At 65.6% G+C, this 13,328-nt stretch carries 12 protein-coding genes; 7 read left to right on the plus strand and 5 right to left on the minus strand.

Annotated features, from left to right (window positions below):
* Positions 1-1,061 precede the first annotated feature (1,061 nt).
* The 3 genes from OG285_RS32260 (at position 1,062) to OG285_RS32270 (ending at position 3,763) form a co-directional block, all read left to right on the plus strand.
* Positions 1,062-1,550, plus strand: a complete 489-nt coding sequence (locus OG285_RS32260; protein ID WP_371793003.1) for an ATP-binding protein — start codon at positions 1,062-1,064, stop codon at positions 1,548-1,550.
* The gene (locus OG285_RS32265; protein ID WP_371793004.1) at positions 1,547-2,602 is read left to right on the plus strand and encodes an aldo/keto reductase; all 1,056 of its coding nucleotides are present in this window, start codon (positions 1,547-1,549) and stop codon (positions 2,600-2,602) included. Before OG285_RS32260 ends, OG285_RS32265 begins: the two co-directional genes overlap by 4 nt.
* A 402-nt stretch (positions 2,603-3,004) precedes the next feature.
* On the plus strand, positions 3,005-3,763 hold the full coding sequence (locus OG285_RS32270; protein WP_371793005.1) for a transposase family protein: 759 nt from the start codon (positions 3,005-3,007) through the stop codon (positions 3,761-3,763).
* 395 nt (positions 3,764-4,158) lie between these two features.
* Here the strand turns inward: OG285_RS32270 and OG285_RS32275 are convergent, their stop codons facing one another.
* From OG285_RS32275 to OG285_RS32295, 5 genes are all read right to left on the minus strand, one after another.
* Positions 4,159-5,046 (minus strand): bifunctional diaminohydroxyphosphoribosylaminopyrimidine deaminase/5-amino-6-(5-phosphoribosylamino)uracil reductase RibD, encoded by an 888-nt coding sequence (locus OG285_RS32275; protein WP_371793006.1) that lies wholly within the window; start codon positions 5,044-5,046, stop codon positions 4,159-4,161.
* A 10-nt stretch (positions 5,047-5,056) separates the two neighbouring features.
* Positions 5,057-5,464 carry a hypothetical protein gene (locus tag OG285_RS32280; RefSeq protein WP_371793007.1) on the minus strand — a complete coding sequence of 136 codons (408 nt, stop codon included), beginning with the start codon at positions 5,462-5,464 and terminating at the stop codon, positions 5,057-5,059.
* A gap of 138 nt (positions 5,465-5,602) precedes the next feature.
* On the minus strand, positions 5,603-6,457 hold the full coding sequence (locus OG285_RS32285) for a hypothetical protein (RefSeq protein WP_371793008.1): 855 nt from the start codon (positions 6,455-6,457) through the stop codon (positions 5,603-5,605).
* A gap of 14 nt (positions 6,458-6,471) precedes the next feature.
* Positions 6,472-7,251 (minus strand): 2'-5' RNA ligase family protein, encoded by a 780-nt coding sequence (locus OG285_RS32290; RefSeq protein WP_371793009.1) that lies wholly within the window; start codon positions 7,249-7,251, stop codon positions 6,472-6,474.
* Positions 7,252-7,262: 11 nt separating this feature from the next.
* Positions 7,263-8,606, minus strand: a complete 1,344-nt coding sequence (locus OG285_RS32295; RefSeq protein WP_371793010.1) for a hypothetical protein — start codon at positions 8,604-8,606, stop codon at positions 7,263-7,265.
* Positions 8,607-9,224: 618 nt separating this feature from the next.
* Between OG285_RS32295 and OG285_RS32300 the strand changes: the two genes are divergently transcribed.
* The 4 genes from OG285_RS32300 (at position 9,225) to OG285_RS32315 (ending at position 13,125) form a co-directional block, all read left to right on the plus strand.
* Positions 9,225-10,094, plus strand: coding sequence for a helix-turn-helix domain-containing protein (locus OG285_RS32300; RefSeq protein WP_371793011.1), 870 nt, complete (start codon positions 9,225-9,227; stop codon positions 10,092-10,094).
* On the plus strand, positions 10,091-10,321 hold the full coding sequence (locus OG285_RS32305; RefSeq protein WP_371793012.1) for a DUF397 domain-containing protein: 231 nt from the start codon (positions 10,091-10,093) through the stop codon (positions 10,319-10,321). Before OG285_RS32300 ends, OG285_RS32305 begins: the two co-directional genes overlap by 4 nt.
* Before the next feature lie 62 nt (positions 10,322-10,383).
* Positions 10,384-11,169 carry an SAM-dependent methyltransferase gene (locus OG285_RS32310; protein WP_371793013.1) on the plus strand — a complete coding sequence of 262 codons (786 nt, stop codon included), beginning with the start codon at positions 10,384-10,386 and terminating at the stop codon, positions 11,167-11,169.
* A gap of 1,147 nt (positions 11,170-12,316) precedes the next feature.
* Positions 12,317-13,125 (plus strand): IS5 family transposase gene (locus OG285_RS32315; protein ID WP_371793662.1). Its coding sequence is split into 2 segments (ribosomal slippage): positions 12,317-12,671 and positions 12,671-13,125, totalling 810 coding nucleotides; the frame shifts between segments, so codons are not numbered across the junction.
* Positions 13,126-13,328: the final 203 nt, after the last annotated feature.

Consider the following 13,328-nt stretch of genomic DNA (forward strand, 5'->3'; position numbering starts at 1 on the left):
GCCCACGAGCGAGCACCGGCGGAGGGGCGGCCGTCGGGCTCGGGTCTAAGCGGGCGGCCCGCAGCCCGGTAGCGACCCGCCGCGGCACTGACCAACTCGGCCACCGGACTTGACTCGCGACGCGAGGGGCCGGTGGGGGTGACATCCGGTGCCGGCGTCCGGCCGAGCACCGCAAAGGAATCTCGTGACGCCGCAGGGCGGTCTAGGGCCAGAACGGAGTCGCCGATGTGTGGTGGCGGGGAGGGTCATCGGAACTCCAGGAGGGACGGGGCTGCTGTCTCGGGTCGCGGAACTCATCCGGAACCAAGCGTGATCGCCTCGTCGTGGCACCGGTACGCCAAAGCGTGGCCATCTCGTGGCCATGTTGAGGGCGCGGCCAGCTGTTCAGCGTCGCTCTAGGCTTTCATCGAGGCTTCAAATGTGGACATAGACCCCCGCTGTGGTGCTCCCGCAAGGCAGTGCGCGGCGCGTGGCCACCTTGTGGCCACCTTTCCGGAACCACTTGACAGTGGCCGTTCGATCGCACTCGCACAGGTGGCGCTTGAAGGTGTTATGGATGCTATGTCGGTGAGAGTGCTTAGCGTTTTGGAGGCATCGTCGTCTGAGGGAAACGGGTTCCGGCGGGCGCGAGCGTGAGTTTGAAAGGTGATATTGCGTGGTTTAGGCGCAGTGCACGCGACCAGCAGCGGGCGCACCGTGGAGGGCGGCGCTGATCGCGTTCCGGGCCCGTTCGATCGCTTCGAGATGCTGCGGCTGTTGCCTTCCTGTCTAGGAGTGGCCGGTCAGTACTTGGGCTCTCAAAGGCGCTCGCACCAAGGGGACTTGGTAGGTCAGCGTCCGAGAGGTCCAGATTGTGATCTTGTCGGCGGGTTGCGCTGCGCCGCGAGCAGGCCAGGGTCTTCCCTCTCGCCCGGGCATCTCGAACTGAATCCGTACGGGAGAGATGGCCACAACGTGGCCACGGTTTGGCGTATCGGTGCCATGGCCGGTCGGTGAGGGTTGGTGGTGGGTCGGATCTCCGGTCCGCGCCATAGGGGGTCTCGATACGCAAGGAGACAAAGGTGCCGCCGACAGCAGCCGATCTGATCCGGGAACTACCCTTGGGGCGACGCGTGGACCACCATTTCTTCGCGCTCACGTCTAAGGAGGAGCCCCTTGTGTGGGCCCGCGCGACGGTCCGCCGACTGCTCCACGGGCAGACCGACCAGGAACGAATCGACGACGCTGTGTTGGTCGTCACTGAACTTCTCACCAATGCAATCCGACACGGGGGCGGGCCTGTATCGCTCACTCTCGACCTTTACGAGAAAGGCGTCACCGTGGGCGTCGTTGACCGCGGGACTGACATCACTGCCCTTCCGGCCGATGTCGTCAGTTTCTTGGCCAGCTTGCAGGACGAGACACCTGGCGAGGCTGATGGATGTGACTTGCACACGAGTGGCAGGGGCCTGCATCTGGTCAGTGCTTTCGCCAGTGGATGGGGGGTCGAACCCGCCCGCGAGGGCAAGGTCGTGACCGCTGCTTTCTGCTTGGCAGTGAGTGCCGCGTGACCGGTCACGACCTCGGGCTCCGGCATCTGTGCCGCGGTATTATCACTCATCCGCTGGGGCTCCACTGCGACATCCCCACGGACCAGATTCCTCCCGACGGATCGGTGAGGGCCAGCCGGTTCCTCGACGGCCTCGCCCGTGCGGTTGGGAGTGGCGCCACGTTCTTCGACACCGCCGACTCCTATGGGTACGGGCACTCCGAGCGTGTCCTCGGCCAATTCGCCCGCGAGCGCCCGGATCTTGCTCTCCAGCTGAGCAGCAAGGTCGGCCAGGTACGCGGCAGTGCAGAGCATCCGTACGCAGGTCGGCACATCCACCACCAGCTCGACCAGACCCTGGAGAACCTGTACGCCGAGGAACTGCACCTCTACACGCTGGACAGCTTCGACTTCGGCCCCGGCGACCGCTATCTGGGCAACGCCATCGACGCGATGCGTACGCTTCGGGACGTCAAGGCGATCAGGGCGATCGGGATGCGGGGGCCCTTCACGCACTACGCTGCCTCCCCGGAAGAATGGGCCGCCGAGGCGGAGCGCTTCCTGTACTTGTTCCGGCTGATCAAGCCGGACGTCGTCTGGACACGGTTCAACGCGTTCACGCCGGCGGTCTCACTCGAAGGCCAGGACTTGTTCACCTTCACGGCGCGGCACGGGGTCGGCCTGGTGCTGGCGGCTCCTCTGGCCCACGGCGTGCTCGTTGGAAAAGGAACGGCGAGTTCCGCACCGCACGAGCCGGCACCTCCGCGACACGCTGGGCTGATGCCCTCGCTCCGAGACCGGGTCGATGAACAACTCCGCTCCCTCCGCTCCCACTTCGGGGACACACCCGGCACGCTCGCGCGGGTGGCCCTGCGCTCCAGCCTGCAACGCGGCGATCACTGCGTGGTCGTTGCCGGATTCAGCACCGCGGGACAGGTGGAGGAGAACTTCAGTTGCTTGGGCGAACCGCTCACCGAGCTGGAGCTCGGCGTCGTCGACGACGTCTATGCCGGGCTGCGCGCGCACGTGCGGGCAGCGACGGCACACTCGCCCGTCAGAGAGCTTCAGCCATGACCACCGCACGTCCAGTAGCGCCGCCTGTTGTTACACGACGGCCCAGGACTGCTGCGCGAGACCGACCGGAACAGCAAATGGAGGCGCCGCACGTCGACCTGACTGCGGCGCGGAGGGGGAAAGAGCCATGGACAAATCGCCAGAGTTGAAGCGTTGGGTGAGCCTAACGAGCTCGTGCACGGTTAGCGGTGAGACGTCGAGCCCTGGATCCTCGATCATGGTTGCGTGGTGGGGAACGTGACGCGCACAGCGATCATCAGCGACCGGAGGATCACGGGCTTGTCGGCCGCTGTGATCGCTGAACTCGTATCCGAGGTAGGGTCGTTGTGGCATGAACGGCACCAGGCCAGGCTTGCATCCCGGCCGCGGAAGCGTGCCGTGGGCGCCGGTGCGAAGCACCGCATGGTTTTCGTCGACCGGCTCCTGGCCACGCTCGTGCATCTTCGCCACGGGGTGACTCATGACGTGCTGGCCTGCTGGTTCGGCGTGGACCGCTCGACTGTCACCCGGGCCATCGGTGAGGTGCGGCCCCTGCTAGCCGAGCGGGGATGCACCATCAGCCCCGACGTGCGTCTGCGCACCCTGGCCGAGGTCGTCGACCATCTCGGCGCGACCGGTAAGGCCGGCATCATCGACGGCACCGAGATCCGGGTCCGCCGCCCGGCCGCCGGCCGCAAGAACCGGGACAAGTTCATCTCCGGCAAGAACAAGCAGAACGCCGTGAAGGCCATGATCTTCACCGACGAAGACGGGCGACTCATGTTCTGCAGCCCGACCAAGCCCGGCAGCTGCGCGGACATCACCCATGCCCGAGAGTTAGGGCTGGTCAAGCTCCTGGCCGAAGGTCCACCGGTCGAGATCCTTGCCGACGCCGGCTACCAAGGACTCGGGGCGCAGACCGGCGGACGCGTCGTGACGCCACCGCACCGCAAGTTCAAGAAGAACGCCCCGGACTGGTACGGGGAAATGCACGAACGCCAGCGCAAGGCACACTCCTCCCGACGCATCCGGGTCGAACACGGAATCGCCCACCTCAAGAACTGGCGGGCGCTGGCCCGTCACCTCGGCCGCCGCGAGCACATGGACGACACCGTCCAAGCCATCGCCGGCCTGCTGTCCCAGCAGCAAATCGCAGACCTGACCCTGGCTTGGCAGACGTGAGCACCGAGGCCCCACCGACGCCTTCGACGTCTCACCGCTAACCGTGCACGAGCTCGTTAGGGCCTGCTGATCGGCGGATTCACCCCTTTCCACGAGGGGCTGCTGCCGAAATCCGCGGTGAGCAGTCCGCCGGCGACGTCTTCCCCCGCGACCTCTGACGAGCGAGAGCACGAGGAGACGATGCGTTCCGCGGGCTACGAGCCGAAGGTCCGGTTTCCCGGTGCCCGTTCGATGCCCTGGCCGAGCGAATGCAGCACGTGCGGTGCGGCGCGCAGACCCTCCCTTTAGGACGTTGAGCGAGGCGTCAGGTGCCAACACGTCAGGGGGTGGCGCTCAGGCTCTTCTCGGCGATGAGACGGGAACGCACGCGCGTGGTGGGACCGCGTGCGTTCTGGTCAGCAGCACTCGGCGTGGACGATGAGTTGGCTGTCCGTGCGCGAAATCCGGGACAGTATGTAGCCGTCCGGGAGCAGTGGGGCGGGGGCCGTGGTCGTGGGCTGCGACGGCTCCGGAGCCGGTATCAGGAGGGTGAGACGGTCGACCAGCGACGTGCTGAGCAGCTGCTTCCCCAAGTTCGACAGGCCGGCGAGCAACACGGTGCGGGCTCCTGCTTCTGCGAGCACGGCCAGTGCGCCCTCTGGCTCGTCGGGCACCGCAATGGTGGGCACCGAAAAGCCACGCCCGTGACTACCGGTCCGGCCCTCCTCGGCTGATCCGTCGAGGGAAATGAGCAGGTCGTGCGCGTGACGCTCGATCTCGATCTCGGCGAGGGCCTCTGCCGACAAAGCGGCGGCGTTGCCCGCAGCATCCGTCTGGATCAGCAGGTGCAGGACGGGACGCCGGTGCGACAGAGCGGCGAGCCACGGACCGAGCACGACCAGGGCTTCCTCCTCCAGGACGTGCGTTCGGACGTCGACACCGGCGTAGCGCAGTCGCGCGGCTCCACCCTCACCGCGGGAGGTGGGGTCCATGACCGCGATCAGCACGCGGGCGATCCTGGCATCCAGGAGAGCCTGGTGACAGGCCGGCGTGAGGCCCTGGTGGTTGCAGGGCTCCAGCGTCACCACTGCCGTGCCACCCGCGGCTCGGCCGCCGGCGGCAGCGAGCGCGTTGACCTCGGCGTGCGGGTCGCCTTTGCGTAGGTGATACCCCTCCGCCGCTCTGTGGCCGGTGGCATCAAGGATCACGCAGCCGACAGGTGGGTTCGGGCTGGTTGCGCCAAGACCGCTTGCGGAAATGATGATGGCGCGACGCATCGCCGCCAGCTCCACCGGCGTGGCCACGGCGCCTCCCTCAGCTCTGTGCGACGGCCCGGATTAGTTCGGCCACCCCGGGGGTGCCAGGGGAAGAGCGCATCGCGTCAACGGCAGCGATCGTCTCATGGAGGACTCGGGCCGAACCGCCGCTTCGGGCGACGATGAGCGCCTGGAGGGCGTGGTCTACGCCTTGGTCCGCTTCGCCGGCCCGAGCGTGGGCGGTGGCGAGGCGGGCCTGAAGGAGGCCGCGGTCCCGCCGGTAGATCTGGGGCATGGCGGCGAGCGCGGTCGACAGGATCGGGACAGCACGGTCCGCGCGCCCCAGGAGCAGCCAGCAGTTCGCGCGCTGCCCCTCCAGGTACGCCGGGGTCGCGAAGTCACCGTGACCGCTGCGTCCGTCTCCTGCGTCTTCAGGTCGCGCGGCGAAGGATTCGGCCTGGTCCATGAGGCGGAGACACGCGACTTCGTCACCGGCCAAAGCGTATCCATGGGCCTCCTGCTGGAGGGCGGCGGCGCGCATCTGCGGGGTGAGGACGTGATCGTAGCGCTGGACGGCGCGGGACAGACTGATACTCGGGGTGGCCTAACCGCTGGCGGTCACCTGTTGGGCGCGCCGGAAGAGGGTCCACGCGGTCATCGCGTCATCGCCGGCCTCGATAGCCCAGGCCATAGCCTGGTTCGTCCAGTGTGCGGCCTGTGCGGCGCCCGCGGCGTCGACAGCGCAGTCTTCGTGAAGCCAGGCCGCGGATTCGGCATAGCGGGCGGCCAGGAGCAGAGCTTCCTCGCGTACGGGTTGATCGGCGCGCTCGAGGAGCTCCTGGAGCACGCCGAGGTTCTGATGCACGCCGGCGAGCGCGTGGAGCGGGCCCAGGAGGTTGCCGCTCTGGACGAGCAGATGCCACATCTCGCGCATGTGTACGAGCAGGGCTTCTGACTGGCCCGGCGTCATCCGGCCGAGGTGGGGTCTCGCACCCCCGGCAGGTCCGGCAAGGAGAGGCAGTGCTGCCGCGGCGCTCCCTGCGCGGAGCAGTTGGCGTCGGTTCACGTCGTCGCCTTCCTGCGGGAGGTACGGACTCGGAGGAAGGATTCCCCTCTGTGCCGATTCCGACCCGAAAGGAAGGCTTTGAAGAGCGGTGAGAGCGTCTGATGCCTGGAGTCGGGCGGCGGCGCGCGCGCCGTCCGCGTCGACCGTGCCGAACAGCTTGACGGCGGGCTGCTGGAGGAGATGCTCGAGGATGGTCCGGGTGTCCCGCTGCGGCAGGCGCTTCAGTTCGCCGGCCATCCATCGGTCGAAGGTGCGGCGAGAGACGGAGATGGCGGCAAAACGGCTGTTGCCGGACTCCTTGGTCAGTTCCCGTCCTGCTCTGGTGAAGTGGGTGTTGAACGTCTCGACCGTGGTCCAGTTCCGCTGCTCAACCAGCTGACGGAACAGCGACATTCGCGTGAGCTTCGTCAAGATCTATGTGGTCCTAGGTCGGCCCTGCTGGCAGCCGGAGGGGAGGGCGGAACCGAGCGTGGGCGCAGAGGAACGCTGCGCACTACCCGCCAGCGGTAGGCGGGCGAGGGGCCGCTCGTGCGCCAGAGTTCGACGAGCTCTGCACTGCTGATCTCCAACGGCACCGGCTCAAGATCGCGCAGGCGGGCCACGCTCTCGATGACAGGCGCTGCAGGACGCTCCCGGTTGCTGTACTGCACGCCCAGGTGGGGGCGGAAAGCAGCGGTGGGCTTGCCCCCGGGCACGTTCGCACGTCGTCCAGCCTCACTGAGAGCAGCGTGCAGACGGATCAACGGCGACCAGGGCGCGAGAGTGAAGCGGACGGCCCCCCTCGACCCCGCCATCGGGTGCGCGGCGACTTCGAAGGCCGACAGCGCCATCTGCTCAGCCAGGCCGGCGAGGAAATGCACTTGATCGTCAGACACCAGGTCGGTACTCCCGATGCGGGCCAACGTCACGTGCAGCCCGTCTTCGGGAACGCAGTCCATGCCCAGATGTGCGAGTGCCTCCTGGCACTGCCGCGCGCGGCTCATCAGCTCGTCGGCATGAGGGAACGTCAACATCCAGTAGTAGGAGCGGACCCCCGCGTGCCAGCCCGGACGTGCCCAGTGGTCCGTCATCCGCTCGACAGCTCGGAACGCCTGCCAGTCGTTGTCAATGATCAGGTCAGGGCTGTCCAGGTCTGATGGCGGGCGGTGGGGGAACGCCCCGGGGAAGACGTCCAGGTCGGGCGTCACGGCTCTCCTTACTACTTCGGTGCCAGCTCTACACCCGAGCCACTGACGATTGATCTGGCCTCAGGGAGTGAGCGCCAGGTTCGCAGTTCCTCGGCATAGTCACTTACATCCGGCTCGGCGTGCCAGCGCTCGGCCCGCTCATACAGCTCGTTCGCCCTTTGCCACACAGAAGTGATGGGTGCGCTGGTACCGGCGTGGAGAGCACGGCGCCCCAGAGCCATGGCCTGTTCCACTTCCGGCTGCCTGTGCTGCAGAAAAGCGGCGGCGACGTCGAGTCGCACCAGTGCCCGGCTCCACTCGGAGTCGGACTCCTCGATCAGACCGTCAATCTGCTTCGCGCAGGAGAAGACCTCGCTGGTGTCGTCAAGGGACAGCCGCGCGGTGATCTCGTTGGCCAGGGTCCGGGCCAGGCTGTACGTCTCGAAGGAGATGCACGACGTGATCCCGGAGGGCAAGGAGGGCTGCTGCTCGGAGAGGTCCAGCGCTCTGCCGATGGTCCGCTCCGCACCCCTTCGGTCACCGAGACGAGCAAGAGCCCGCGCCCGGCCATTGACCAGAAGCCGGATAGCCTGACCATCACTGGGTGCCAGGTCGATTCCCGCCGCCGCGGCTGCATCGGCCTCGGTGTACCGATGTTGGTAATACAGGCTGAGCGATCGGGTTCCCGCAGACCACATCTGCAGCCGCGTATCTCCGATGTACCCGGCCAGGGTCTCGGCCTGCACGCAGTAGGCCTCTGCTAAGGCAGGTCTGGTCCCGGCGTTCACGGCCATGTAGGCCAAGAGGCCCGCCGTCTGCCCGGTGAGCCGGAACAGCTCGGTGTGCACGGCCGGCGAATACTGCCCGCTCTTCAGCCGGGCGCTGAGTTCTCCGTTAAGAGAACGCGCCTGACCAGCCAACGCTTGTGGGCCTTGGGCCTCGTAACGGTCGACGATCTCCTGGATCTCGCCTCTGAAGTGATCCAGTGCTGCCACGCCGGTGCCGGACTGCGTCAGTAACTCGGTCTGGTTGATCACAGCCAATGGATCGTCGAAGACGCCCTCGCCGCGTGACAGACCTGCCGGCTCTGCGCCCTCCGGCGTGGCGAACAACAGAGCGACGGGCTGCTGGAAGAGATGCTCGAGGATGGTCCGAGTATCCCGCTGAGGCATGCCTCTCAGCTCACCGGCCATCCAGCGGTCGAAGGTACGGCGCGCCACGGTCACGTCAGCGAGCCGGTGTTCACCGGTGATTGCGGCCAGTTCCCGCGCTGCCCTGGCGAAGTACGTGTTGAACGAATGGACCGTGGTCCAGTGCCGCTCCTGGGCCAGTTGACGAAACATCGTCATCCGTGTTGTCTGCACTTCAACCTCCATGGCGCTCGGCGCGTACCAGCATTGCTACGCCGTACCGGCTTGCTCTCCGGGGTCCAGCAGACGAGCGGTGGAACCACACTCGTCTCCACTCCGATCTGGGCACAGCCGGTCGTGATAGCTCTTCTCGCAGTCCGGGCCGGAGACGTCGAAGGGGAGTCCAAACAACTCGGCACAGGGGTACCCCAGGAGATGTTCCAGGACCACCTGGTGATCACGGTGCGGCAGGCTGTCCAAGTCACCGATCATCCAACGGTCGAACGACCGCCGGGCAACGAATACCCCAAAGAGGCGGGGTTCGTCGGTCTTCGCGGCCAGGTCACGGGCTGCCCGTTCCAAGTGGCTAGCGAAAACACTCCAGTTGTCCCATTGGCGCTCCTGGACGAGCGGACGGAACAACGTGGGGCGGGCTGGCATCTCGAACCTTCCTGTGGCGAAGGCGGGGGAGCGTGCTTCTGTGCTAAGTGAGCTGCGTCACTACGCAACTATGGTCACGACCCAACCCAGTTGGCAAGCCCCACTTTGCAACCTGCATAGTTCGAGCTGCAGTCTGTACGCCTCGTGGGCGGCGTGGCACACTTCAGAGAGTGACCGCTGCGGGCCGAAGGGGAGAGAACCGGCGTGAGTGAAGCGAGGTCCGCCCCGACCGTGCTGGCTATCGTCTTGGGCCGACGCCTGGCCGCTCTGCGCGATGCGGCCGGCCTCACCGCCGCTCATGCCGCCAAGCAACTACGGATCGCGCAGACGACGGTCACCAGGATGGAGAAGGCCGAGACTTCTCTGAAGTACGCCATGGTGAAGACTCTTCTCGAGATCTACGGTGTCCCGCAGGCCGAGATTGAAGAATTCCTCGCCCTCCTTGACCAAGCGAGCACGCCTGGCTGGTGGCAGAGTTTCCGCGATGTGCTCCCCGGCTGGTTCGGAGTCCACGTTTCGCTGGAGACAGCAGCGACGGAGATCCGCGGCTACGAGCCCGGAGTCATCCCAGGCCTGCTTCAGACGCCCGATTACGCGCGCGCCGTCATAGAACGAGGGCTACCTCGTATGGCGCCCGACATCCTTCAACGAAGTGTCGACCTGCGCACCAAACGCCAAGAGCTCCTCACGCGCGAAGAACCAGCTCCTCCCCGACTCTGGGTCCTGACGGACGAGACGAGCCTACGGCGCCCTGCCGGGGGCGCAGCCGTCATGTGCGAGCAGATCGAGCACCTCTTGGACGTGGCCGACCTCCCGAACGTGACACTGCAAGTGTGCCCCTTCGAAGCAGGTCTCCACCCGGGCGCCTTCGGTCCTTTCACTATTTTTCGGTTCGAGATTCCGGAGCTTCCGGACATCGTCTGCACCGACAGCCTAAGTCGCGCCGGGTACAGCGAAGAAAAGGAAGAAGCGGCCCTCTTCCGCGAAGCGCTGGGCCAGATGAGCGTCTACGCATTTTCGAAGCAGGAAACCAAGAAATTTCTTGGTGATATTCGCAAGGAGCTGTACCTATGAGTCACGTCCTCCGCGCTGCCGCAGAGCTCGGCCACGAGCAGTGGGTAAAGCCTTGGAGCGGTAGCAATGCGGGCAACTGCGTGGAGGCGAAGCCTCTCGATGATGGCCGCGTTGCGCTGCGCCAGTCGACCGACCCCGACGGGCCCGCACTGATCTACAACCAGGGAGAGATCGCAGCCTTCATTATCGGGGCTAAGGCCGGGGAAGCCGACTTTCTCCTCACCTGATCTTTCTGGTGTAGCCCGCCATCCCCATTTCGCAGTTCCGACACGAAGGATGCCGAAGAACAATGGCGTTAGATCCCATCGATACCAGTCGGCCCCACCCGGCCCGTATGTACGATTACTATCTCGGTGGCAAGGACAGCTACTCGGTCGACGAAGATGCTGCCGAAAAGGTCATATCGTTCCTGCCAGCCATCAGAACTGCCGCCCGAACCAACAGAAAATTCATGAATCGCGCAGCCCGACTCTTGGCCGACCGCGGCGTGAATCAGTTCCTGGACATCGGAACCGGAATCCCGACCGAGCCCAACCTCCACCAGGTCGTCCAAGCGGTCAATCCGCAATCACGCGTAGTCTACTTCGACAACGACCCCATCGTTCTCCGTCACGCAGAGGCACTCCTGCGCAGCACGCCCGAGGGCGCGACGAAGTACATCCAGGCAGATTTACGCGAGCCCGAGAAAATCATCGAAGGCGCCAAGGCGGTCATCAATCTCGACGAGCCAGTCGCCCTCTCGCTCGTTGCCCTCCTGCACTTCGTCTCCGACGAGTACCGTCCTTACGATCTCGTCAACAAGCTCCTGGCTCCGCTCCCCTCCGGTAGCTTCCTCATGCTCTCGCACGTGACCGGAGACTTCGACGCTGCCAGCTGGGATAGAGCCGTCGAGATCTACCGCAAGAGCGGTGTGCCCGCTCAAGTACGGTCACGGGATGAATTTGTGCGGTTTTTCGCGGGACTTGACCTTATCGACCCGGGGGTCCAGGTAGTCACCAGCTGGCATCCGGAGCCGAATCAGGAGTTCGGCGATGAGCAGGTGCCTCTATACGTTGGCGTCGCGCGGAAACCATAGCGTCAGCCTACAAATTTCTCCCCGAGCCGCTAACCGCCCCGGATCATCGGAACGATCGCTTCTGCCCAATATCGAGGCTGGCCACACAGGCGTCTCGTTCGAGGCCGTAGGCGCGGCCCATCACACTGAAGGCCCGTTGTCACCTCTATTCGGGATAGAGCTTCCGTACGCAGGGAGTGGTTCCCGGATGACCGAGCGCGTTATACCTGCGGTTGAGGCGGCCGCCGTCCCGATCGAGTCGCACTTCCCCCGTCGCAGCCCTGCGTATCAGCGAAGCGCGTAACTCCCACTCCCAGTAATTGAGTTCATGACGACGTACCAGTGCACCATAATCTATCACCCGGATGATCTTTGAAGGCGGCCCCCCGTTTCTGTCCGTCTTGAAACGAGCCCGTCCTGCGGGCTGGGTCGGCAGAGCCGACCCGGGGGCAAATTTGACACCCGCACAACACCCGGTGCCGCCTACCGCTCTGCCCCCAGGGCTGCTCGTGAACGTCTCAGCGGCACGCGAGGAGATCAGCGAGAAGGCGACCCCGGCCGTGCAGTGATCGCAGCCGCGGCACCAACCTCATGAGACGGCACGATTAGCGATGCCGTAAGAGAGTGGAGCGCAACATCTGAGTCGCACAGGAAGGTCCGCGCAGGTTTGAGGGTCCTCTCGAACGACCGAGGACCTGGATCCGGCAGTAACCAGATCCAGACCCTCACGCAGTCAGCGAGCCCGGTCGCGTAGCAGTAGACCGGGCTCGCTGCATGTACAGCACCCAAGTGAGGCTCGACGGTGTCTCCGAAGAAGCATCCTCCCCCCATCGACGGACGCACGGGCTACGGCAGCGGACACCGAGGCACCGAGCCGAACACCGAAGGGACTCGGCGGAGTCCAAGTAGGGGCATCTGGCGGTCACTACTGGACACCAGGTGGAACCGGGGCCACTCGAACGTCTCTTTTTCGCTGACTCACGGATGGTGTGCTGACCCGGTGGTGAGGCCGGCGTTCGCGACGGTGACGTGCTGTACATGCTCCAGCCGGCGCGGCCCCGCCAGCGACCGTCAGACGAACTACTTTCGGTCGCTACTGCGGCGGCACTCCGGAGCGCCGACTGCTAAGACGTCGTTTCCTTTGGCTTGATCGTTCGTTGTGCTGAGCATGACGACTCTCGCGGAGCGGTTGGTGCCGGACGAATTGTGGGAGTTATTTCGGCGGGTGGTGCCGCCGACGGAGGTCATACGCCCGCAGGGCGGCGGGCGTAGGCGGGCCGGCGATCGCGAGGTGTTGACCGCGATCGTGTTCGTGGCGACGTCCGGCTGCTCCTGGCGTCAGTTGCCGCCGGTGTTCGGGCCGGCCTGGCCCACCGTCTACCGGCGCTTCGCCCAGTGGACGAAGGCGCGTGTCTGGGCGCGGCTGCATCGCGTCATCCTCGACGAACTCGGTGCCCGAGGTGAGCTGGACTGGTTGCGCTGCGCCGTCGACTCCGTCAGCGTCCGCGCCCTCAAAGGGGGCAGCTGACGGGACCGAATCCGACCGATCGAGGAAAGAACGGATCGAAAATCCACCTGATCGTCGACGGGTCGGGCCTGCCGATCTCCGTAGCCATCTCCGCTGCGAACACCCACGACAGCCTCGCTCTCCAGCCTCTCGTGCAGGGCATACCCCCCGTCCGCAGTCCGCGTGGGCCACGGCGTCGTCGGCCACACAAACTGCACGGCGACAAGGGCTATGACTACGAACACCAACGGCGATGGCTGCGTGGACGCGGCATCACACCCCGCATCGCCCGCCGCGGCAAAGAGAGCTCCGCCCGGCTGGGCCGGCACCGCTGGGTCGTCGAACGCACCATGTCCTGGCTGGCCGGCTGTCGGCGCCTGCACCGCCGCTACGAACGCAAACCCGAACACTTCCTGGCCTTCACAGCCATCGCCACCAGCCTCATCAACTACCGCAGACTCACCAACTGAAACGACGTCTAAGACCATCCGGACGTACGTGAACGCTCTCCGCAGGGACGACGAAGCCGTGATCTCGGCGAGCAATACCCCCCCCGACATTCAGTTACTTGCAGAGGCCGGGGAGTGACCACATGAAGCTGACTGCAGCGGGACCGTCACGTTCCAGGCCACCAGTGGTCCCGTCTTCTGCTTCCCGTGCTCTGGAACCGGCA

This window comes from Streptomyces sp. NBC_01471, assembly GCF_041438865.1.
GTDB lineage: Bacteria > Actinomycetota > Actinomycetes > Streptomycetales > Streptomycetaceae > Streptomyces.

Excerpts from the sequence above, each read along its gene's own strand:
- OG285_RS32270 (WP_371793005.1), top strand. The coding sequence starts at position 3,005 with ATGGTTTTCGTCGACCGGCTCCTGGCCACGCTCGTGCATCTTCGCCAC.
- OG285_RS32280 (WP_371793007.1), bottom strand. The coding sequence starts at position 5,464 with ATGGACCAGGCCGAATCCTTCGCCGCGCGACCTGAAGACGCAGGAGAC.
- OG285_RS32285 (WP_371793008.1), bottom strand. The coding sequence starts at position 6,457 with ATGTCGCTGTTCCGTCAGCTGGTTGAGCAGCGGAACTGGACCACGGTC.
- OG285_RS32295 (WP_371793010.1), bottom strand. The coding sequence starts at position 8,606 with ATGGAGGTTGAAGTGCAGACAACACGGATGACGATGTTTCGTCAACTG.
- OG285_RS32305 (WP_371793012.1), top strand. The coding sequence starts at position 10,091 with ATGAGTCACGTCCTCCGCGCTGCCGCAGAGCTCGGCCACGAGCAGTGG.
- OG285_RS32310 (WP_371793013.1), top strand. The coding sequence starts at position 10,384 with ATGGCGTTAGATCCCATCGATACCAGTCGGCCCCACCCGGCCCGTATG.